Origin of the sequence: Pantoea rwandensis, assembly GCF_000759475.1 — a bacterium.
Taxonomy (GTDB): Bacteria; Pseudomonadota; Gammaproteobacteria; order Enterobacterales; family Enterobacteriaceae; genus Pantoea; species Pantoea rwandensis_B.
Map to the genome: position 1 here is coordinate 1,354,904 of NZ_CP009454.1, position 22,146 is coordinate 1,377,049.

19 protein-coding genes and 1 other RNA gene are annotated in these 22,146 nt (G+C 55.0%); 13 read left to right on the plus strand and 7 right to left on the minus strand.

All coding sequences use genetic code 11. The features are described 5' to 3' along the window. Positions 1–48: 48 nt before the first annotated feature. Positions 49–804, minus strand: coding sequence for a M48 family metallopeptidase (locus tag LH22_RS06200; protein WP_038644966.1), 756 nt, complete (start codon positions 802–804; stop codon positions 49–51). Between the two features lie 273 nt (positions 805–1,077). Between LH22_RS06200 and tkt the strand changes: the two genes are divergently transcribed. From tkt to argO, 6 genes are all read left to right on the plus strand, one after another. After that, positions 1,078–3,069, plus strand: a complete 1,992-nt coding sequence (gene tkt / locus LH22_RS06205; protein WP_038644968.1) for a transketolase — start codon at positions 1,078–1,080, stop codon at positions 3,067–3,069. Positions 3,070–3,422: 353 nt separating this feature from the next. Beyond that, positions 3,423–4,442 carry an erythrose-4-phosphate dehydrogenase gene (epd, locus tag LH22_RS06210; protein ID WP_038644970.1) on the plus strand — a complete coding sequence of 340 codons (1,020 nt, stop codon included), beginning with the start codon at positions 3,423–3,425 and terminating at the stop codon, positions 4,440–4,442. Positions 4,443–4,493: 51 nt separating this feature from the next. Next, entirely contained in the window at positions 4,494–5,657 is a 1,164-nt protein-coding gene (gene pgk / locus LH22_RS06215) for a phosphoglycerate kinase (protein WP_038644972.1), read from the plus strand. Between the two features lie 102 nt (positions 5,658–5,759). Further along, on the plus strand, positions 5,760–6,839 hold the full coding sequence (gene fbaA, locus LH22_RS06220; protein ID WP_034823221.1) for a class II fructose-bisphosphate aldolase: 1,080 nt from the start codon (positions 5,760–5,762) through the stop codon (positions 6,837–6,839). Positions 6,840–7,028: 189 nt separating this feature from the next. Next, the gene (gene mscS, locus LH22_RS06225; protein ID WP_038644974.1) at positions 7,029–7,901 is read left to right on the plus strand and encodes a small-conductance mechanosensitive channel MscS; all 873 of its coding nucleotides are present in this window, start codon (positions 7,029–7,031) and stop codon (positions 7,899–7,901) included. Between the two features lie 222 nt (positions 7,902–8,123). Then, positions 8,124–8,747 carry an arginine exporter ArgO gene (gene argO, locus LH22_RS06230; RefSeq protein WP_038644976.1) on the plus strand — a complete coding sequence of 208 codons (624 nt, stop codon included), beginning with the start codon at positions 8,124–8,126 and terminating at the stop codon, positions 8,745–8,747. On the opposite strand, the gene LH22_RS06235 is transcribed toward argO, so the two are convergent. Further along, a complete protein-coding gene (locus tag LH22_RS06235) occupies positions 8,726–11,002 on the minus strand; it encodes an FAD-dependent oxidoreductase (protein ID WP_038644978.1) in 2,277 nt (758 codons plus the stop codon). The two genes, argO and LH22_RS06235, sit on opposite strands and share 22 nt — an antisense overlap. Positions 11,003–11,061: 59 nt before the next feature. Between LH22_RS06235 and LH22_RS06240 the strand changes: the two genes are divergently transcribed. Next, positions 11,062–11,760, plus strand: a complete 699-nt coding sequence (locus LH22_RS06240; protein WP_038644980.1) for an IclR family transcriptional regulator domain-containing protein — start codon at positions 11,062–11,064, stop codon at positions 11,758–11,760. On the opposite strand, the gene LH22_RS06245 is transcribed toward LH22_RS06240, so the two are convergent. After that, positions 11,747–13,054, minus strand: coding sequence for an MFS transporter (locus tag LH22_RS06245; protein WP_052059368.1), 1,308 nt, complete (start codon positions 13,052–13,054; stop codon positions 11,747–11,749). The genes LH22_RS06240 and LH22_RS06245 overlap by 14 nt on opposite strands. Before the next feature lie 218 nt (positions 13,055–13,272). Between LH22_RS06245 and LH22_RS06250 the strand changes: the two genes are divergently transcribed. Beyond that, positions 13,273–14,004 carry an oxidative stress defense protein gene (locus tag LH22_RS06250; protein WP_038644981.1) on the plus strand — a complete coding sequence of 244 codons (732 nt, stop codon included), beginning with the start codon at positions 13,273–13,275 and terminating at the stop codon, positions 14,002–14,004. 106 nt (positions 14,005–14,110) lie between these two features. Here LH22_RS06250 and LH22_RS06255 read toward each other — a convergent pair whose 3' ends face one another. After that, a complete protein-coding gene (locus tag LH22_RS06255; protein WP_038644982.1) occupies positions 14,111–15,016 on the minus strand; it encodes a LysR family transcriptional regulator ArgP in 906 nt (301 codons plus the stop codon). 181 nt (positions 15,017–15,197) lie between these two features. Here LH22_RS06255 and rpiA point away from each other — a divergent pair, with 181 nt between their 5' ends. Together rpiA and serA are read left to right on the plus strand one after the other, a co-directional pair. Then, positions 15,198–15,857 carry a ribose-5-phosphate isomerase RpiA gene (gene rpiA, locus LH22_RS06260; protein WP_038644984.1) on the plus strand — a complete coding sequence of 220 codons (660 nt, stop codon included), beginning with the start codon at positions 15,198–15,200 and terminating at the stop codon, positions 15,855–15,857. Between the two features lie 290 nt (positions 15,858–16,147). Beyond that, positions 16,148–17,386: a phosphoglycerate dehydrogenase gene (gene serA / locus LH22_RS06265; protein ID WP_038644986.1), complete on the plus strand. Its 1,239-nt coding sequence runs from the start codon at positions 16,148–16,150 to the stop codon at positions 17,384–17,386. Between the two features lie 112 nt (positions 17,387–17,498). On the opposite strand, the gene LH22_RS06270 is transcribed toward serA, so the two are convergent. The 3 genes from LH22_RS06270 to zapA form a co-directional block, all read right to left on the minus strand. Further along, complete coding sequence (locus LH22_RS06270; RefSeq protein WP_038644988.1) at positions 17,499–18,104, minus strand: 5-formyltetrahydrofolate cyclo-ligase; 606 nt, start codon at positions 18,102–18,104, stop codon at positions 17,499–17,501. Between the two features lie 187 nt (positions 18,105–18,291). Next, a non-coding RNA gene (gene ssrS / locus LH22_RS20110) (6S RNA) lies at positions 18,292–18,475 on the minus strand. Between the two features lie 39 nt (positions 18,476–18,514). Then, positions 18,515–18,844 carry a cell division protein ZapA gene (gene zapA / locus LH22_RS06280; protein WP_034823204.1) on the minus strand — a complete coding sequence of 110 codons (330 nt, stop codon included), beginning with the start codon at positions 18,842–18,844 and terminating at the stop codon, positions 18,515–18,517. A gap of 170 nt (positions 18,845–19,014) precedes the next feature. On the opposite strand from zapA, the gene LH22_RS06285 reads away from it, so the two are divergent. From LH22_RS06285 to ubiH, 3 genes are read left to right on the plus strand one after another with little or no spacing between them, the layout of a single operon-like run. After that, positions 19,015–19,596, plus strand: a complete 582-nt coding sequence (locus LH22_RS06285) for a YecA family protein (RefSeq protein WP_038644991.1) — start codon at positions 19,015–19,017, stop codon at positions 19,594–19,596. Positions 19,597–19,644: 48 nt separating this feature from the next. Next, positions 19,645–20,967 carry a Xaa-Pro aminopeptidase gene (gene pepP / locus LH22_RS06290; RefSeq protein WP_038644993.1) on the plus strand — a complete coding sequence of 441 codons (1,323 nt, stop codon included), beginning with the start codon at positions 19,645–19,647 and terminating at the stop codon, positions 20,965–20,967. Beyond that, entirely contained in the window at positions 20,964–22,142 is a 1,179-nt protein-coding gene (ubiH, locus tag LH22_RS06295; RefSeq protein WP_038644995.1) for a 2-octaprenyl-6-methoxyphenyl hydroxylase, read from the plus strand. The genes pepP and ubiH overlap by 4 nt, the downstream gene beginning before the upstream one ends. The last annotated feature ends 4 nt before the right edge of the window (positions 22,143–22,146 follow it).

Genomic DNA, 22,146 nt, shown 5'->3' on the forward strand with positions numbered 1-22,146 from the left:
TGTCGAAGTGGAAGAGAGGAGCGCACCGGCGCTCCTTTTTATTGTCGATTATTTGCCATCTGCCGCAATACGATCGCGGATGTGCTGTGCACGTGCTGCGGAATCCGGGTGGGAATCAAACATCGAACTCGTTTGGCCTTGCTGCATTTTCGCCAGTTTCTCGAAACTGGTGGCTAAGCCGAGCGGATTAACACCGCGCTTTTTCAGCAGGTCATAAGAGTAGTCATCCGCCTGCGATTCCTGGGTCTGCGAGAACTGCGCATTGACCAGCTTTTCGCTCAGATCGCCCAACTGGGATTGCGACAGTTGACCAATCACGCCACCAACCGAGGCCGCGGCGGTGCGTGCCGCCGTGGTGGCATAAGCAACCTGCATCGCTTTACGCGTATGGCCGAGCGCCACGTGGCCCATTTCGTGGCCGAGTACGCCTTCCACTTCGTTATCCGTCATCATATCCATCAAGCCGCTGTAAACGCGGATACAGCCGTTGGCCATCGCCCACGCGTTCACATCTTTGGTCAGATAGACTTTGTAGTTGGCTGGCACGCCGTTGATATTATCGCCCAGCGCTGCGGCGATTTTGTTCAGACGCTGTTGATATTCACTGTTGGCAGGTGCGAGCTGGTTGTCTTTGTCCATCTGGGCACAGGACTGATCGCTGAGCTGCTTCACTTGTGAATCATTCAACGTATAAGCCTGATAGGCCTGCGCGCCGGATTGCAGTAGCGCGTTATTGTCCATCCCTTCACAGCCGCTTAGCAGCGAAGCGATTCCCACAGCAAGAATGGTGGCGCGGATTTTCATTGAGAGGTCCTTTGCGTAACAAGGTAGAGAAAACAAACACCTGAAATTGAGATCGGTGTTCAAACGCTTTGGTTATAGCGTGCATCCTGTTCACTGGCTAGCAGACAAGCCCCGAATTGCAACCGTTTACCCGCTATTTAGCACGTCGACGCATGTACTTTTGCCCCGATTTTCATGTACATTGATGTGCGACTTTTTTCTCGCTTCGCCTGATAACTGATTAATTACAATACGTTAAGCGCGGCGGAGCATTAATCCGACCTGGAGTAGAAGATGCCCTCTCGTAAAGAGCTTGCCAACGCCATTCGCGCGTTAAGTATGGATGCAGTACAGAAAGCCAAATCGGGACATCCTGGTGCCCCTATGGGCATGGCGGACATCGCCGAAGTGCTGTGGCGTGACTTCCTGAACCACAATCCGACTAACCCGCTGTGGGCAGACCGTGACCGCTTCGTGCTGTCTAACGGTCATGGCTCCATGCTGATTTACAGCCTGCTGCACCTCACCGGTTATGACCTGCCGATGAGCGAGCTGCAGAACTTCCGTCAGCTGCACTCTAAAACTCCAGGCCACCCAGAATACGGCTACACCGCTGGCGTTGAAACCACCACCGGTCCACTGGGCCAGGGTATCGCTAACGCAGTAGGCTTCGCCATCGCTGAGCGCACTTTAGCGGCACAGTTCAACCGTCCAGGCCATGACATCGTAGACCACAACACTTACGTGTTCATGGGCGACGGCTGCATGATGGAAGGTATCTCACACGAAGTGTGCTCCATCGCCGGTACCCTGAAACTGGGTAAACTGGTTGCCTTCTATGATGACAACGGCATCTCAATCGACGGTCACGTTGATGGCTGGTTCACTGACGATACCGCAGCACGCTTCGAAGCTTACGGCTGGCACGTGGTGCGTGGCGTAGACGGTCACGACGCTGACGCCATCAAGAAAGCAGTAGAAGAAGCCAAAGCGGTTTCAGACAAACCTTCACTGCTGATGTGCAAAACCATCATCGGTTTCGGTTCACCGAACAAAGCCGGTACGCACGATTCGCACGGCGCACCGCTGGGCGACGACGAAATCGCACTGACCCGCAAACAGCTGGGCTGGAACCACGCGCCGTTTGAAATTCCTTCAGACATCTACGCGCAGTGGGATGCGAAAGAAGCCGGCCAGGCGAAAGAGTCCGCATGGGATAAGAAGTTTGCTGCTTATGCTGCTGCTCATCCTGAGCTGGCTGCTGAGTTCACGCGTCGTACCAACAACGAGCTGCCAGCGAACTGGGAAACCGAATCGCAGAAGTTCATCGAGCAGCTGCAGGCTAACCCAGCCAAAATCGCCAGCCGTAAAGCGTCTCAGAATGCGATTGAAGCCTTCGGTAAAATCCTGCCGGAATACCTGGGCGGCTCCGCTGACCTGGCACCAAGCAACCTGACTATGTGGTCGGGTTCTAAGCCAATCAACGAGGATGCTGCGGGTAACTACATCCATTACGGCGTGCGCGAATTCGGTATGACCGCGATCGCTAACGGCCTTGCACTGCACGGTGGTTTCCTGCCGTACACTGCGACCTTCCTGATGTTTGTAGAATACGCACGTAACGCGGCGCGTATGGCTGCACTGATGAAGATTCGTCAGATCATGGTCTACACCCATGACTCCATCGGTCTGGGTGAAGATGGTCCAACGCACCAGCCGGTTGAGCAGATGGCTAGCCTGCGCGTGACACCAAACATGAGCCTGTGGCGTCCATGTGACCAGGTTGAATCTGCGGTTGCCTGGAAATACGCTATCGAGCGCGTTGACGGCCCATCAGCCCTGATCTTCTCTCGTCAGAATCTGGCGCAGCAGGATCGTACCGCTGAGCAGCTGGCTAACGTGGCGCGCGGTGGTTATGTGCTCAAAGACAGCGCAGGTACGCCAGAGCTGATCCTGATCGCTACCGGTTCAGAAGTCGAACTGGCGGTTGCCGCTTACGACCAGCTGACCAGCGAAGGCCGTAAAGTGCGCGTGGTGTCTATGCCTTCGACCGATGCCTTTGACAAGCAGGACGCGGCTTACCGTGAATCTGTACTGCCGAAAGCGGTTGCTGCGCGTGTGGCAATCGAAGCCGGCATCGCAGACTACTGGTTCAAATACACCGGTCTGAATGGCGCTATCGTCGGCATGACCACCTTCGGTGAGTCTGCTCCAGCAGAACTGCTGTTCAAAGAGTTCGGCTTCACCGTTGAGAACGTGGTGAACACCGCGAAATCTATTCTGTAATCAGCGGTCGCCATCAAGGGCGGCCCGACAGGTGATTATCGCTATTGAAGGTGCGCATTGATGCGCACCTTTTTTCATTTCAACTCCCGCCTCAAACCTGAAACGGTTCAATTATTCCTGAAGTAATAATTTTTACATGCGAATTATGTGACCCAGATCCAATAATCAGCAGCGCAATTGATCGCAATCATTCCTGTTATTCCTTGCATGCTTTATTCTAGCTGAACCGTTTCAGTTGCAATTCAGTGGCATCATTTTGCAACGTTAAGCGGGCAATAATTCCCTGTACAAAACGCAGCGAAACGCTCAAGGTATTTGGCACGTTTTTTTGGGCTGTTGTTGCAGGAAGTGAGATGACCGTTCGCATAGCAATTAATGGTTTTGGTCGTATCGGACGCAATGTGCTGCGTGCCTTGTACGAAACCGGCCGCCGCGCTGAGATCACCGTGGTAGCGATCAACGAGCTGGCTGAAGCCACTGGCATGGCACATTTGCTGAAGTATGACACCAGCCATGGCCGCTTTGCCTGGGATGTGCGCCAGGAGCGCGATCAGCTGTTCGTGGGCGACGACACCATCCGCATTCTGCATCTGGCCGATATTGATACCCTGCCGTGGCAGGAACTGAATGTCGATATCGTGCTGGATTGTACCGGGGTATACGGCAGCCGCGCCGATGGCGAAGCACATCTGCAGGCGGGCGCGAAGAAAGTGTTGTTCTCGCATCCGGGCGGTAATGATTTGGATGCCACCGTGGTGTTCGGCGTTAACGAACAAGCTCTTAAACAAACTGACCGCATTGTCTCCAACGCATCCTGTACCACCAACTGCATTATTCCGGTGATCAAGTTGCTGGATGACGCCTTCGGAATTGAGTCAGGCACCGTGACCACGATTCACTCGGCGATGCACGACCAACAGGTGATTGACGCCTATCACAGCGATCTGCGTCGTACCCGTGCCGCCAGCCAATCGATCATTCCGGTGGATACGCGTCTTGCTGCGGGCATTACCCGTATTTTTCCGAAATTTAACGACCGCTTCGAAGCCATCGCTGTCCGTGTTCCCACGATTAACGTGACAGCCATTGATTTGAGCGTTTCAGTACGCGAAGCCGTGAAGGCCTGTGAGGTCAATGCCTTGCTGCAAAACGCGTCAGAAGGGGCGTTTCGTGGTATAGTTGACTATACGGAATTACCGTTAGTCTCAGTAGATTTCAACCATGATCCGCACAGTGCCATAGTGGACGGCACACAGACGCGGGTCAGTGGTCACCACCTGATCAAAACCTTGGTTTGGTGTGACAACGAATGGGGCTTTGCTAACCGCATGATCGACACCACGTTAGCAATGGCCGCAAGCGGTTTCAGGTAAGACGCGGACTGCGTCTGGCAAAACTTATGAGAATCAACGAGAGGGTTCACCATGTCTGTAATTAAAATGACCGATCTGGATCTTGCTGGTAAGCGTGTTCTGATCCGTGCCGATCTCAACGTGCCAGTGAAAGAAGGGAAAGTGACGTCAGATGCACGTATCCGTGCTTCTCTGCCTACCATCGAAGCGGCGTTGAAACAGGGCGCGAAAGTGATGGTTACCTCTCACCTGGGTCGCCCGACCGAAGGTGAATACAACGAAGAATTCTCCCTGCTGCCTGTTGTTAACTACCTGAAAGACAAACTGAACGGCACCACCGTTACCCTGGCGAAAGACTACCTCGACGGCGTTGAAGTCGGCGCAGGTGAGCTGGTGGTTCTGGAAAACGTTCGCTTCAACAAAGGCGAGAAGAAAGACGAAGAGACCCTGTCGAAGAAATATGCCGCACTGTGCGACGTCTTCGTGATGGATGCTTTCGGTACTGCGCACCGCGCGCAGGCTTCTACCCACGGTGTGGGCAAGTTCGCACCGATCGCTTGTGCTGGCCCGCTGCTGTCTGCTGAGCTGGAAGCGCTGGGTAAAGTGATGAGCAACCCAGAGCGTCCGCTGGTCGCCGTTGTGGGGGGTTCTAAAGTCTCTACCAAATTCGACGTGCTGCAGTCTCTGGTGAAAATCGCGGATACCGTGATTGTCGGCGGCGGCATCGCTAACACCTTCGTGGCTATCGACAACAAAGTCGGTAAATCACTGTACGAACCAGACTTCGTTGAAGCGGCGAAAAAGCTGCGTGACGAGCACGGCATCCCAGTTCCAACCGACTCTCGCGTAGGAACGGAATTCTCTGAAACTGCCCCTTCAACCGTGAAAAAGGTTTCCGAAGTGGCGGATAACGAAGAGATTATGGACTTCGGTGACGAAACCGCACAGGCGATGGCGAAACTGCTGAAAGAAGCAAAAACCATCCTGTGGAACGGTCCAGTTGGCGTGTTCGAATTCCCGAACTTCCGCAAAGGCACCGAAATTGTGGCGAACGCGATTGCAGACAGCGACGCGTTCTCTGTTGCGGGTGGTGGCGATACCCTGGCAGCGATTGACCTGTTCGGTCTCGAAGACAAGATCTCCTACATCTCTACCGGCGGTGGCGCATTCCTCGAGTTCGTGGAAGGCAAAAAACTGCCAGCGGTAGCGATGCTGGAAGAGCGCGCTAAGCAGTAATTTTTGGGGGCGGCGCTTCGGCGCCGTCTGAAGGCTTGCCCATCCTGGGCAAAAAATCGACGTCCCCTCGTGGGATGAACGGTAACGAAACAGGACACAACCATGTCTAAAATTTTTGATTTCGTAAAACCCGGCGTTGTCACTGGTGATGACGTTCAGAAAGTTTTCCAAGTAGCGAAAGAAAACAAATTCGCTCTGCCTGCAGTTAACTGCGTCGGCACGGACTCCATCAACGCGGTACTGGAAGCTGCGGCCAAAGTTAAAGCGCCGGTCATCGTTCAGTTCTCCAATGGTGGTGCTGCCTTCATCGCCGGTAAAGGTTTCAAAACCGACAAGCCACAGGGCGCGGCAATCTTCGGCGCTATCGCGGGTGCACACCATGTGCATCTGATGGCTGAACAGTACGGCGTGCCAGTGATTCTGCACACCGACCACTGCGCCAAGAAACTGCTGCCGTGGATCGACGGTCTGCTGGATGCCGGTGAAGAGCACTTCAAGAAAACCGGTAAGCCACTGTTCTCTTCTCACATGATCGACCTGTCAGAAGAGTCACTGGAAGAGAACATCGAGATCTCTTCTAAATACCTGGCGCGTATGGCGAAAATCGACATGACGCTGGAAATCGAACTGGGTTGCACCGGTGGCGAAGAAGATGGCGTGGACAACAGCCATATGGACGCATCTGCGCTGTACACCCAGCCAGAAGACGTTGATTACGCGTACACCGAGCTGAGCAAAATCAGCCCACGTTTCACCATCGCGGCTTCCTTCGGTAACGTGCACGGCGTGTACAAGCCAGGCAACGTGAAACTGACCCCGACAATCCTGCGTGATTCTCAGGAATACGTGACCAAGAAACACAACCTGCCGCACAACGCGCTGGACTTCGTGTTCCACGGTGGTTCAGGTTCTTCTGCTGCAGAAATCGAAGAGTCAATTGGTTACGGCGTAATCAAGATGAACATCGATACCGATACCCAATGGGCGACCTGGGACGGCATCCTGCAGTACTACAAAAAGAACGAAGACTATCTGCAAGGCCAGTTGGGTAACCCAAATGGTGTGGATAGCCCGAACAAGAAATACTACGACCCACGCGTATGGCTGCGCTCTGCACAGGCTTCAATGGTTGTGCGTTTAGAGCAGGCTTTCAAAGAGCTGAACGCTGTCGACGTGCTGTAATTTCTCCTTACAGTACAAAAAAGGCCCGAAAGGGCCTTTTTTTTATGCATTCGATTCGGAATAGTGAGGAAATTCAGGCCATTTTTGGCGCTTCATGCCATTTTTGTTTACCCTTGTACACGGGAGTGCCGGAGTTAATCTGGCCGTTTTTGCATTTTCCTGCGGGAAACTCAACAACAGGGCTAACAAATGGAAGACTTAAATGTCGTCGATGGCATTAACAACGCTGGCGGCTGGCTGGTAAGAAATCAGGCGCTGATCCTGAGCTATTTCGTCAATATCGCTGCAGCGATTGTCATCATTGTGATCGGTATGATGGCAGCGCGTATTATTTCGAAAGGCATCAACCGCGTGCTGGTGGCGCGTCATATCGATGCCACAGTCGCAGATTTCCTTTCGGCGCTGGTGCGCTATGGCGTGATTGCCTTTACCTTGATTGCTGCGCTGGGCCGCGTCGGGGTGCAAACCGCATCGGTGATTGCGGTACTGGGTGCAGCGGGTTTGGCCTTAGCGTTATCCCTGCAGGGTTCGCTGTCCAACCTTGCCGCGGGTGTACTACTGGTGACCTTCCGTCCATTTAAAACTGGCGAGTTCGTGGATCTCGGTGGCGTGATGGGAACGGTGCAGAACGTGCAGATCTTCTCCACCACCATGAAGAGCGCGGACGGTAAAATTGTCGTGGTGCCTAACGGCAAGGTGATTGCGGGTAATATCGTTAACTACTCACGCGAACCCATTCGCCGTAATGAGTTTATTATCGGTGTGGCCTACGACGCGGATGTCGACCAGGTGATCGCGCTGTTCAGGGAAGTGGTTGAGGCCGATGAACGCGTGCTGAAAGACATGGGTATCCAGATCGGCCTGAACGAACTGGCCGCGTCTTCACTCAACTTTGTCGTGCGCTGCTGGAGTAAGAGCAGTGACCTGCAAAACGTCTACTGGGATCTGTTGAAGAACTTCAAGCGTACGCTGGACGCGAACGGTATTGGCATCCCTTATCCGCAGATGGATGTGCATCTGCATCAGGTGAAGAACGAACAGCAACCTGAGCGCGCTGAGTAATCAATGAGTGGCGGTGCGCATCTCATGTGCACCCCACAAAACCCGATCATATCCCTTAAGGGCCATCATCTATGGCGACCGAAAGCGCACTCATCGCCATCACTTCGCTATTGATATCAATCTTATTACTTTCTCTAATACCCGATTAAATCTTTCAATTTCCACTAATATCCTCGCGTCACTATACTGCATCGCATTATCTCGTTACTCAGGATCGCCATCGTGTTATCTGTTTATTTACAAGGACTTGCCCTTGGGGCAGCACTCATTCTGCCATTAGGCCCACAAAACGCATTCGTGATGAATCAGGGCATTAAACGCCACTACCATTTAATGACCGCAGGGTTATGCACGCTGAGCGATATCGTGCTGATTTGCGGCGGTATTTTTGGTGGTAGTGCGCTGCTGAATCAATCCCCGATTCTGCTGATGCTGATCACCTGGGCGGGCGTGGCGTTTCTGCTGTGGTACGGCTGGGGCGCACTGCGCAGCGCATGGCAGGGCGATGTGACGTTAGCGACAGAAGCCGCGCTGAAGCAAGGTCGCTGGCGCATCGTTGCCACCATCGTCGCGGTGACCTGGCTCAATCCGCACGTCTACCTTGATACCTTTGTGGTGCTGGGTAGCCTCGGCAGTCAGCTTCCTTCTACCGAAGCGCGTCAGTGGTTCGCGTTGGGCACGGTGAGTGCTTCAATTATCTGGTTCTTTGGACTGGCGCTGTTAGCCGCGTGGCTGTCACCGTGTCTGCGCACCGTGCGTGCGCAGCGCATCATCAATCTGCTGGTGGGCGGCGTGATGTGGTTTATCGCTATCCAGCTGGCGCGTCAGGGTATTGCCGCGTTATGATGCAGATGTAAGCCGTACAGTGCGGGCAGCGCGCCCGCACTGGCCAGCAGCTCTAAACGAATCTGTCGGAAGCTCACCCCCTGCGGTACGGCGTGATGGCACAGCGAGTGATGGTTATCTTCGACTTCAATCAGTAACTCTTCATCCAGCCAGAGACGATAATGCGTGGTGCAGTGCGGCGTGACCGCTTGTGCGTGCCCCATCTGCACCGTCTCCATCGCATGGTCAAAGTCGTTATCAAACAACAGCGTGATTTGGCGAGCGTGTTGCTGCTGTTCCCAGCGCCAAATAACCGTTGGCTGAGCGTCATCCCGTGCCGGCACCCAGCAGTTGGTGTGCTGTTCCGGACGCAATTTGCCGTTGAGCAGATAGTCCCGATGCCAGAGTTTTAACGGCGTCTCCAGCGTGAAGGCGAACAGTATTTGATGCGACACGCGGCGCGGTAGCCAGAAATCGAACTCATCGACGCCGTAATCGCCATCGTTAATCTGTCGCGTGCGTTTGGCGACGCGTGGATTGAGGCTGTTAAACACCATCATGACCCCGGGCAGACGCTGCTGAGTGAGGGCCACTTCAATCGCCGGATTTTCTTCAAAGGCGATAAACAGATAACGATCGCAATCTGCACGGTAATCAAAACTCAGGCGGTAGTTGCCCTGATCGTTAACCGTGAGTGTTTGGCTGGCGATGTGACGATCGCCGCAAGTGTTGGCCGGATTGTCACTGCTGAGCAGCGAAACCTGCATCTTCTGCGTTTGTTTGGCACGCAGTTGCACGGTTAACGCAGGCAAACGTTCACCGGCTTTTAATGGCAGCAGCAGAGCACAGCGCGATTGCAGCGGCTGCCAACCGGCATCGGCGGGGAGATTGCTAAGCTGCAGAGTGCTGCTGACTTCGATCTGCGCATCGCGGGCCGGACTCAGCAATGGATGGCGTGGGATAAACGCACCCTGACGCAGTAGTTGCTGCTGCAACTGTGTGACGCGATCTGGCTGCGCCAGCTGCGACGGCGTGAGTTGCTGCTGATGACAGATGGCCGCCGCACGACCCACCACTTCACCCAGTACGCCGCAGGTGCACATCACGCGTGCGCTGCCAAAGGCAACGTGGGTGGCTGAGATTAAACGACCGGTGAGCAGCATATTATCCAGCGACTGGCTGTATAGCGCACGAAATGGAATGGTATAGGTGCCTTTGCTGTGGAACTGGCGGCAGCCATCGTGTTCGCTGTACACGCCATCGGCCGGATGCAGGTCAATCGACCAGCCGCCGTAGGCAACGGCGTCGTAGTGATCGCGCTGTTCAATGATGTCCTGCTGACATAGTAACGTGTCACCGAGGAAGCGACGGCTTTCGCGCTTGCCGGGGATCAGGCCTACCCATTCGATGGTCAGGGTATCGGCATCCGGAAACTCGCCGGAGTTTTTAATGTAATCCCACACGCCCCAAACAATTTTCCACAGCTCCCATTTGATGATTTCGCTTTCGTGCACCGTATCGAGCCGTCCGCCCCATTCCAGCCACCACAAATCGCAACCGTTAAGATCGGAGCTCAGGCGTTTGTAACGCGGAATGGCGGTAATCTCTTTAAGCGCAAAAGAGGGCGGGACAAAGCGAACCGGCTGCGAAGTGCGTTTGGTGTAGAAGTAGATTGAGTGGCCGAGTTTGTGTCCAAAATGTTCGCCTGGCGCCATCTTTTCGCCAAATTCCTCAACAGTTTCCGCTCCCACACGATGCGCGGCACCCGCCAGATATCCCAGCACGCCATCGCCGCTGGCATCGATAAACTGGCTGGCGTTGACGTGGTAGCGTGTCTGATTAATGGCGTTAAAAGCTTGCACGGCTTGTAAGCGGCGGCCTTCTTTCGTGATATCGCTGACCACCGTGTTGAGCAGCAGCGTCACACCGGGTTGTGACTGCACCAAATCCAGCAGCACCATATCGAACAGCACCGGGTTGCCCTCTTTGTTGCGCCACAGGTTTTCCTCCATGATCTCGCCCATGATGCCGCCTTCGCGCGCCCAGCGGTTGTTGTTGCCCATATGCGATGTTGCACCGTTGGCCCATAACCGCACTTCACTCGAGGCGTTGCCACCCAGCACCGGGCGATCCTGAACCAACACCACCTGCAATCCGTCACGCGCGGCGGCCAGTGCGGCACACACGCCCGCGAGCCCACCGCCCGCCACCAGCAGATCGGCCTGTAACTTTTGCTCTGGGAAGTGGCGCGCATTTTGCGAAGAGAAAGTCTGCATCATTTGCTTCCTGTCATGCTGAAGCTAAGATTGGAGTTTTGAGCGCCACAGGGTGAACTATGTCTTCTCAACCCAACCAAAGCCTGATTGATGGGATTCGCTGCTTGCAGTATTTGGTTTCCAGCGATAAAGCCGTGGGCTGCCGTGAACTGGCGCGACAGATGGACATGAACAGCACGCGCGTTAACCGCCTGTTGATGACCATGGCCTCGATTGGCCTGACGATTCAGGACGAACACCGCCGCTATTTGCCCGGCCCGGGGATTCATGCTCTGGCGGCGCAGGCGATTCGCGGCTCCTCGCTGTTTGCCCAGGCGCTGCCGCAACTGGAAGCACACGCGCCGCGCGACATTGTGGTGGCGCTGGGTGTGCTGTGGGAGGACCAGGTGATTTACATCTGGCACTCCGAACCGGGTGAGCGCACCAGTGCCAGCCAGGCGCTGGCCGGTTTCCGCATGCTGCCGGCGTGGCAGTCGGTGATTGGTGTGTCGCTGCTGGCGACAGAGAGTGATGAGCAGTTGCGTCCACGATTTACCGACGAACAGTGGGCGCAAATGGCGCCGTTGCTGGCGCGTAAGCGTGATGCAAACCATTTGATCTGGCACCGTGATGACGGCGAAATCAGCATGGCGCAGCCAATCAATAACAATCGCGCTGCGTTGGCGTTCGCCAAAATCTGGCAGGCCGACGACGCACATCTGCAGCAGCGGGTGACGCAGTTGCACTCGCTGGCGCAAGTGCTGATCAGTGCGCGCTGACATGCTCGATTTTCCCGACCACGAACAGATAGCTGCAAATGCCTATCGCCGCCAGCACGGCAATAAAGCCGAGTGCTGGCGCGAAATTATCGCCATCGATCAGCGCGCCAATGGCAATCGGCACCACAATAGCGGAAAGCGCGCCGGTGAAATTGAATACGCCGCCCGCTAAGCCAATCAGATGGCGAGGTGCCAGTGCGGTGACAAACACCCAGGTGATGGTCGCGAGGCCGTTGCCAAAAAACGCCAGCGACATAAACAGCACGATGAGCGTGGAGTCGTCGGTGTAATTGGCACCAAGAATAAACAGCGTCAGGAACAGGCCAAGGATGACCGGCAGTTTACGCGCCACGCTGGGCGACACGCCTCGCCGTATCATGCGATCCGAAGCGAAACCTGCCAGCAGTACGCCACAGAAAGCGGCGAAGTAGGGCACGGAAGCCACATAGCCGCTTTTAATGAAGCCCATATGGCGATACTCCACCAGATAGGTCGGGAACCAGGTGAGGAAGAACCAAAAGGTGGCTGAGATAGTAAACTGGCCGATATAGATACCCACCAGTTTGCGGCTGCGGAACATTTGTGCCAGAACGGCCCAGCGGGCCTTCGGCTGCTGCGTGTGCTGACGGCTCTCGAGTAAGGCACCGTTGCTGCGCAGATAGTTTAATTCGGCTTCTGACACGCCTTTATGCTCATGTGGCTCACGGTAAAGCAGATACCACACCAACGCCCAAATCATCCCGGTCACACCGGTAATCAGAAACAGACCGCGCCAGCCAAACGCATCCTGTACGTGGAACAGCAGCGGCGTCATGCAGGCGAGTCCCACAAACTGGGCCGAGGAGTAAATGCCGATGGCGCTGGCACGCTCCTGTTCCGGGAACCAGCTGGAAATCACGCGGTTATTCGAAGGCATTACCGGCGCTTCAAAGGCACCGACGCCCAGGCGCAAGCCAAACAGCGCACCAAAGCTGTTGGCGAGCGCATGCAGGGCAGTGATTAATGACCAGGCAAACAGGCCCACGCCATACACCAGACGCGCGCCGAGACGATCGATCAGAAAGCCGCCGGGGATCTGCAGCGCAGCATAGATCCAGCCAAATGCTGAGAAGATCAACCCCATCTCCATTGGCGTAAAGCGCAATTCGCCGGCCATTTGCGTGGCGGCCACAGAGAGATTGGTACGATCCATGTAGTTGATGATGATGTTGATAAACACCAGACCCAGCATCAGGAATCGCGTCCGTCCGGCGCGAACGGCAATGGCGCTTTGGCTAATTGGCTGCTCTGTCATACCACAACTCCCCATAAGGCTAGAATTGTTTCTTTAATAGAAACACCAAGGCAAAATTTCCGCGAATCCGTTAATCTGGTTTTGCGATCGCGGATACGTTAATACCGTCGTTATCCGAACTTTTTGGTGATTTCAAACTCAGACCATCACGCATAGTAATGTGTTTTAGGTTTAGCCATAGTGGCGACCTGTAAATTGAACCTTCAAGGAGGACTTTCGTGAAACTGAAAGCACTGGCGCTGGCCGCCGTAATGAGCACGGGCGTAATGTCAGCGATGGTACACGCGGGTGAAGTCCCGAATGGCCCGCATGTCGTCACCTCTGGTCAGGCAAGCGTAGATGCCCGTCCTGATATCGCGACACTCTCCATCGTGGTGAATGTTTCCTCGAAAGATGCGGCTGATGCGAAAAAACAAGCTGATGACCGCGTGGCGCAATATTTCGATTTCCTGCAAAAGAACGGTATCGAGAAGAAAGATATTGATGCGGCAAACCTGAGCACGCAACCGGAGTATGACTACACCAAAGAAGGCAAGTCGGTACTAAAAGGCTATCGTGCGGTGCGCCAGGTGCAGGTAACGTTACGTCAGCTGGATAAACTGAATGAGTTACTGGACGGTGCGCTGAAATCTGGCCTGAACGAAATCCGTTCGGTGGAGCTGGGTGTAGCGAATGCCGATGCCTATAAAGATCAGGCACGCAAAGCCGCGATTGCTAACGCCACTCAGCAGGCCGGTGCACTGGCAGAAGGCTTCAACGCGAAATTAGGCCCGGTGTACAGCATCCGCTATCACGTGGCGAACTACCAGCCAATGCCAATGGCGCGCATGTATAAAGCGGCTGCGGCCCCTGCGGATACCACCGCGCAGCAGACTTATGAGCAGCAGAGCATTCACTTTGACGATCAGGTTGATGTGGTGTTCGAGATCAAGCCGAATACCGCTCAGTAATCTGATGTGTTGAATCGTAGCGGCGTGATTGAACGCGCTGATTGGCGGTGGAACTGCCGTTCATTTACGCAATCAATTAAGCCGCTACGTTAATCTGCATTTGGGCTTATGCCGCCGCCGTATCCTGACGCAACACGCGATGACCGTGTGCGATCAACGCATCCGTCACGCTGCGCATCAAACGGCTCTCTGGCGCGAAGCGGTGCCAGTAAAGCATGCGGCGCTGGTACAGGCCTGGCGTCAAATCCACCAAATCACCTTGCGCCAGTTCTCGCTCAATCTGTAAGTGTGGGATCATACAGCACACTGAACCCTGACGCGCCAACTGCACAAAGGCTTCCGACGAATTAACGATGTGGCACGGTACGCTGCCCGGTGACAGATCGAAGTTCTGCTGTAAAAACGCCTGATGCATATCATCCAGATGGTCAAACGCCACCGCAGGGGCTTTCAACAAAGCAGAGCGCGTGACGCCATTCGGGAAGTAGCGCGCAGCGAAATCTGGCGACGCGCAGAACAGATAATCCAGTGCACCCAACTGATCCACCAGACAACTCGGCAGCGGCTGCGGCTGGATACTGACGGCGCCGACCACTTCACCGCGACGCAGGCGTTCCTGGGTACGGGTTTCATCTTCTACCTGCAAATTCAGGCGCACCGGCGAATCGGCCAGCACGTCTTTCAGTGCAGGCAGCAGCCAGGTCGCCAGACTGTCGGCGTTGACCGCCAGTGACAGCAGCAGTGGCGTCGTGCCGCCGTTGTCATCACCCAGCCACTCTTCTTCCAGCAACTCCACCTGATGTAGCAGCGCCAGCAGTTTTTGTCCTTGCTCGGTCGGACGCGGCGGTACGGTGCGCACCAGCAGCGGCTGACCAAATAAATTTTCCAGCTGTTTAATGCGCTGTGACACCGCAGACTGCGTGATGCAGAGTTTTTGGGCCGCACGCTCAAAACCGCGCTCGCGAATCACAGCATCCAGCGCCTGAAGCGTTCGATAATCCGGGCGTTTCATTGTTGTTCTCTCTCGTTCAGGATGGAAAGTACTATGCCACAAAACGGTCATATTGTGCTGCGGCGGATTTTTGCGGGCTGGCTTCCAAAGGCTTAAATCGATGCGTTAACAGCCGCGCATTTTCACGACGCCTTGTTTTATACTACGCGCACTTCGATGTCGCACAGGTTTTAAACATACCATGACCCAGGATGAACTGAAAAAAGCGGTTGGTTGGGCAGCACTGCAATACGTGCAACCCGGCACCATTGTTGGCGTTGGCACCGGTTCAACAGCGGCGCATTTTATTGATGCGCTTGGCACCATGAAAGATCAAATTGAAGGCGCGGTCTCCAGTTCGGAAGCCTCGACGGAAAAACTCAAAGCCCTGGGAATTCCGGTTTTTGATCTGAATAACGTCGATGAACTGTCGGTTTACGTTGATGGCGCGGACGAGATTAATCCACAGATGCAGATGATCAAAGGCGGCGGCGCAGCGCTGACGCGTGAGAAAATTGTCGCAGCCGTGGCGAAAAAGTTTATCTGCATTGCGGATGCCTCCAAAGAGGTGGACGTGTTGGGCAATTTCCCGTTGCCGGTGGAAGTGATTCCGATGGCGCGCGCGTTTGTTGCGCGTGAACTGGTGAAGCTGGGCGGCCAACCTGAGTATCGTCAGAATGTGGTGACCGACAACGGCAACATTATTCTCGACGTGCATAATCTGCGTATTCTCGACCCGATTGCATTGGAAAAAACCATCAATGCACTGCCGGGCGTGGTCACCGTTGGCTTGTTTGCCGCGCGTGGCGCTGATGTTGCCTTAATCGGCACAGCAGATGGCGTGAAAACCATCACTTATTGATCTGATAGCGTACTCACCGGCGCGTGTGCTGCGCCGGTTATTTCCATCTGCAAAACATCTTTTCTTGCTGGGGTGAAATTTGGTGACTTATGTCACAAAAGATTCATCAACAGCAGGTTCGTACTTCGGCGCACTCGCATCCCACGATTTTGTACGGCTTTGTGCTGCCTCAACGTGGGCGCGTGCTGGCGGTCAGGCAATCGTTTGTATTGCCGCGCTCGAAATTTTTGATATTTTGGCAGAAGGCTACCTTATGGTAGTCCTCGTTGAATTCTGAATAGGGTCGGGAAATGGCAAAGGTATCACTGGAAAAAGACAAGATTAAGTTCCTGCTGGTGGAAGGCGTTCACCAGAGTGCACTGGATAATCTGCGTGCTGCGGGTTACACCAACATCGAATTCCATAAAGGGGCACTGGATGCGGAGTCGCTGAAGTCCTCCATCCGCGATGCGCACTTCATTGGTATCCGTTCCCGCACCCAACTGACCGAAGAGATCTTTGCGGCGGCCGAAAAGCTGGTCGCGGTAGGCTGCTTCTGCATCGGTACTAACCAGGTTGATCTGAATGCTGCTGCAAAACGCGGTGTGCCGGTCTTCAATGCACCATTCTCTAATACCCGTTCGGTAGCCGAACTGGTGATCGGCGAAATGCTGCTGATGCTGCGCGGGATCCCTGAAGCAAACGCCAAAGCACACCGTGGTATCTGGAACAAAGTGGCGAACGGCTCGTTCGAAGCGCGTGGTAAGAAGCTGGGCATCATTGGCTACGGCCATATCGGGATGCAGCTTGGCGTGCTGGCAGAAGGCCTGGGCATGCACGTGTTCTTCTACGACATCGAGACCAAATTACCGCTGGGTAATGCGACTCAGGTTCGTCACCTGTCTGATCTGCTTAACATGAGCGACGTGGTCAGCCTGCACGTTCCAGAAAATGCCTCAACGCAGAATATGATTGGCGCAGACGAGTTGGCGCTGATGAAGCCGGGCGCACTGCTGATTAACGCCGCACGCGGAACCGTGATTGATATTCCAGCCCTGTGCAACGCCCTGGCGAACAAGCATCTCTCCGGTGCGGCCATCGACGTCTTCCCGGTTGAACCGGCGACCAACAGCGATCCGTTCAACTCACCGCTGTGCGAGTTTGATAACGTGATCCTGACGCCACATATCGGGGGCTCCACTCAGGAAGCTCAGGAAAACATCGGCCTGGAAGTCTCGGGCAAGCTGGCGAAATACTCTGACAACGGTTCTACGCTGTCCGCCGTTAACTTCCCGGAAGTGTCCCTGCCGATGCATGCTGCCAGCGCCAGCCGCTTGCTGCACATCCATGAGAACCGCCCAGGCGTGTTGACCGCGATTAACCAGATCTTTGCCGAGCAGGGCATCAACATTGCCGCTCAGTATCTGCAGACCTCGCCGGTGATGGGTTATGTGGTTATCGATATCGATGCAGAAGAAGATGTGGCGGAAAAAGCGCTGCAGCTGATGAAAGCGATTCCGGGCACCATTCGCGCCCGCCTGCTGTACTGATGATTCAGGGCACCTTGCGTGCCCGTCTGCTGTGTTGATGATTCAGGGCACCTTGCGTGCCCGTTCATCTTGCTGATTGATCAGGGCGCCACCTCAATTGGCGCCCTTTGTTTTATCGCTCGGCGCTATCCCACTGCCACAGCTTTGACGGCGTTAAAATAGCAGGCAAAGGGACATCCCATGCCGCGACTGGCAATGTCTCAACACGCTGGCAATCGTGCGTAATGCCCATCGGTAAAAAGCCATGCTGTTGCCAGTGCTGCAGGGTGCGATCGTAAAAACCTCCCCCCATACCCAATCGCTGACCCTGGTGGTCAAATGCCACTAACGGCACCAGCATCACATCCAACTGATCGAGTGTGGCCATCTGCGTGATATCCAGCGGCGGTTCAGGGATGCGCAATTTGTTTGGGGCCAGTGACGTCTCAGGCGTGTAACGCAGGAACAGCAGATGCCCGGGAGCGAAAGGATGCAGTACCGGCAAATAAACCTGCTTTTTCTGTTGCCACAGCTTGGCAATCAGCGGGCGGGTGTTGATTTCGCCATCGACAGATAAAAACAGCGCGATGCGTTGGGCATTAGCGATAGGCGCAAAGTTAATAGCGTGCTCGGCGAGCAGATCGGCAGCTTGCTCCTGCTGTTCAGGCGTAAGGTTGCGGCGCAGATGGCGCACATGCTGGCGGATGTCCTGGCGATCAAGTAGGGAAGGTGCGGTCATGATGTCCCCGGCAGAGTCGGCAATTTGACCAACTATATCATGCGAAGCGGGAGATTCTCGTCATACTTCAGGTACAGGGGACTAACTGCGCTCATGCACCCCAATCACTCAATTCGTTAAGCTGATTGGGATCCATTTGCTTGCCGCCTTGCTGAAACATAAGTCTCTGGCGAAGGGGACTAAAGAGGAGATCTCCGAGATGCCGCCGCAGGCTGTAACCCTTGAACCCATGGTTCAAGGTGAACATGCCGTCACAATTATTAGGCTTCTCGGACGGACCGAGCATGCGCACAAATTGTGGATCGTCACATTCTGTTGGTATTAAATATCGGCTCAGGGGACGGGCCCGCTTGCAAACATCTCAGAGAAAATTGACTTCACCGTCACTCTAACACGAGTACCATGAAGTGTTATTCGAATTTAGGGCCCTGGCGATCAGTTATGCGACCTTGCTCAACTAATGCTTGTTCAATGGTCTGCTGCAGCATGCGGATACGTTGTTCCATGTTTGCTGCATAGTCGCGCGTCTTGCCTTTTTCCTGTGCCAGCTCGTGGCAGATGTTTAAGGCGGCGATGAACACCAGTTGCTCTGTATTGGTGACTCTAGTGCGAACTTTTAAATCTTGCAACCGTTGATTGAGATCCTCTGCAGCCAGATTCAGCGCATCTTGCTGTTCGGGCGGACAATTTACTCTCAATGAACGACCAAAAATCTGAATATCTACCGGTTGTGCAGACATGCCACCATCCTGACTGATTACTCTGTTCGCATCTCCCTTACCTGTCAATGGGTTGGGAGGTGCGCAACTATATAGAGCCGCGATATAAGTTACAACCCCTTTTCTGGAAACCCTGAGGCACCTGGTGGTAGCATAACACGAACTTATTCTGCCAACGACGACCAAAGCCTATGTCTTTACAGAACGAAACTCCTGGTTACAACGCGCTAGCCGCAGCCCTTTCTCAGCAGGGCGTGGGCATGACGCCAGCCGAAATGCACGGATTGCTGTCCGGTATTTTGTGTGGTGGCAGCAAAGATGCCAGCTGGAAAACCAAGATCCACGACCTCACCAACGACGGCATGGCGTTTTCACAAAGCTTGTCACAGCCGCTGCAGGCGCTGCATGAAAATCTGAGCAATACGCTGGAAGATGAGGGTTTCATGTTCCAGCTGATGCTGCCGGAAGATGATGACATCACCGTCTTCGATCGCGCGGATGCGCTCGCAGGCTGGGTCAACCATTTCCTGCTCGGCTTAGGCGTCACGCAGCCCAAGCTGGATAAAGTGACCGGCGAAACCGGTGAAGCGATTGACGATCTGCGCACCATTGCGCAACTCGGTTACGACGAAGATGAAGATCAGGAAGAGCTGGAGCAGTCGCTGGAAGAAGTGATTGAGTATGTGCGCGTGGCGGCCTTGCTTTGCCATGACACATTCACTCGTCAGCACACGCCAACTGCGCCGGAAGTGCAAAAGCCAACGTTACACTAAGTGCGTTATTGCGGGCGCGTGGTGCCCGTTTCAACAGGGAGTGCAAACATGATTACACTGGATACTTTCCAGCAACGTCGTCAGGCGCTGATTGCCCGTATGGCACCTGGCAGCGCTGCTTTGATTTTCGCTGCACCTGAAGTGACCCGCAGCAACGACACGGAATACAACTTCCGCCAAAACAGCGACTTCTGGTATTTCACCGGGTTCAATGAACCGCAGGCGCTGTTAGTGCTGATCAAAAGTGATGACAAGCATAACCACAGCGTGCTGTTCAATCGTGTTCGCGACCTTACCGCAGAGATCTGGTTTGGCCGCCGCCTCGGGCAAGATGCCGCACCCGCTAAGCTTGGCGTTGACCGTGCTTTACCGTGGGATGACATCGGTGAGCAATTGCATCAGCTGCTCAACGGGCTTGATGTGGTGTATCACGCTCAGGGTGAGTACGCAGAAGCTGACCAACTGGTGTTCAGCGCGTTGGAAAAACTGCGCCGTGGCTTCCGTCAGAATCTCAGCGCGCCTGCTACCGTTACCGACTGGCGGCCGTGGGTGCACGATATGCGCCTGTTTAAAAGCGAAGCCGAGATTGAGATTTTGCGCCGTGCGGGAAAAATCAGTGCGCTGGCGCATACCCGTGCGATGCAAGCCTGCCGTCCGGGGATGTTTGAGTATCAGCTCGAAGGCGAAATTCACCATGAATTCAATCGCCACGGCGCACGCTTCCCTTCTTACAACACCATCGTGGGATCGGGTGAGAACGGCTGCATCCTGCATTACACCGAAAACGAAAGTGAAATGCGCGATGGCGATTTGGTGCTGATTGATGCGGGTTGTGAATTCCACGGGTATGCCGGTGACATCACCCGCACCTTCCCGGTTAATGGCAAATTTACGCAACCCCAGCGCGAGATTTACGACATCGTGCTGGCCTCGCTGTACAAAGCGCTGTCGATGTTCCGCCCTGGCGTCAGCATCCACGACGTCAATGACGAAGTGGTGCACATCATGATCACCGGTCTGGTCGATCTCGGCATTCTGGAAGGCAATATCGATACGCTGTTCGAAGAGCAGGCGCACCGCCCGTTTTTCATGCACGGCTTGAGTCACTGGCTGGGGCTGGATGTGCATGACGTCGGCCATTACGGTACACCAAGCCGTGATCGCATTCTCGAACCGGGTATGGTGCTGACCATTGAACCGGGTCTGTACATCGCGCCGGATGCGAAAGTCCCACCGCAGTATCGCGGTATTGGTATCCGTATCGAAGATGACATCGTGATCACCGCTGATGGCAACGAAAACCTGACCGACAGCGTCGTGAAAGATGCCGATGCGATTGAAGCCTTGATGGCAGCGGCACGCCACGCATGAGCATTTTGATTGCAGGCGGCGGTATGACCGGGGCAACCCTGGCGCTGGCGATTTCTCATCTGACGCAAGGCCAGCTGCCCGTCACGCTCATTGAGCGCAGCCTGCCGGATAGCCGCAAACATCCTGGTTTCGACGGCCGAGCGATTGCGTTAGCGGCGGGCACCTGTCAGCAGCTGGCGGATATCGATGTATGGCGCTCGCTCGCAGATTGCGGCACGCCAATCACGGATATTCACGTTTCTGACCGTGGCCACACCGGTTTTGTGCAGCTCAAGGCGGATGATTATCAGGTCCCAGCGCTGGGGCAGGTGGTTGAGCTGTTTGATGTGGGACAGCGCCTGTTCCAGCGACTGAAAAGTGCGCCTGGCGTGACGCTGCGCTGCCCGGATTACGTCACGACGGTGGAGCGCACAGCAGAGTCTGTCACGGTGACACTCAACAGCGGCGAGCAGCTACAGGGCGCGTTGCTGGTGGCAGCCGATGGCTCACGTTCGCCACTTGCGGCGTCATGCGGCATGACCTGGCAGCGGGACGATTACCAGCAGCTAGCGGTGATTGCCAACGTTACCACGCAGCAACCGCATCAGGGGCGTGCTTTTGAACGCTTCACCGAGCACGGCCCGGTGGCACTATTACCGATGTCTGGCAATCGCATGTCGCTGGTGTGGTGTCATCCCGTCGAGGCAGAAGCGACAGTTAAACAGTGGGACGATGCGACCTTCCTGCACGAGCTTCAGCAAGCGTTTGGCTGGCGCTTAGGGCGTTTCACCCATGCCGGCCAGCGCGAAGTGTATCCGCTGGCGCTGCAAACCGCTGAACGTCAGGTAGCGCATCGCCTGGCGCTGGTGGGCAATGCGGCGCAAACGCTGCATCCGATTGCGGGCCAGGGTTTTAATCTGGGCCTGCGCGATGTGATGTCGCTGGCGGAAACGCTGGCAGGTGCACATCGTCAGCAGCAGGATGTGGGCAGCTATGGCGTGTTGCAGCACTTCGCTGCGCGTCGTCAACCGGATCGCTCCGCGACAATCGGCGTGACCGATGGCCTGGTGCGGCTGTTTGCCAATCGTTATGCGCCCTTAGTGGCGGGAAGAAATCTTGGGCTGGTGGCAATGGACCATCTGCCATGGCTGCGAAACCCACTTGCCGCGCGCACGCTCGGCTGGGTAAAGCGTTAAGCAT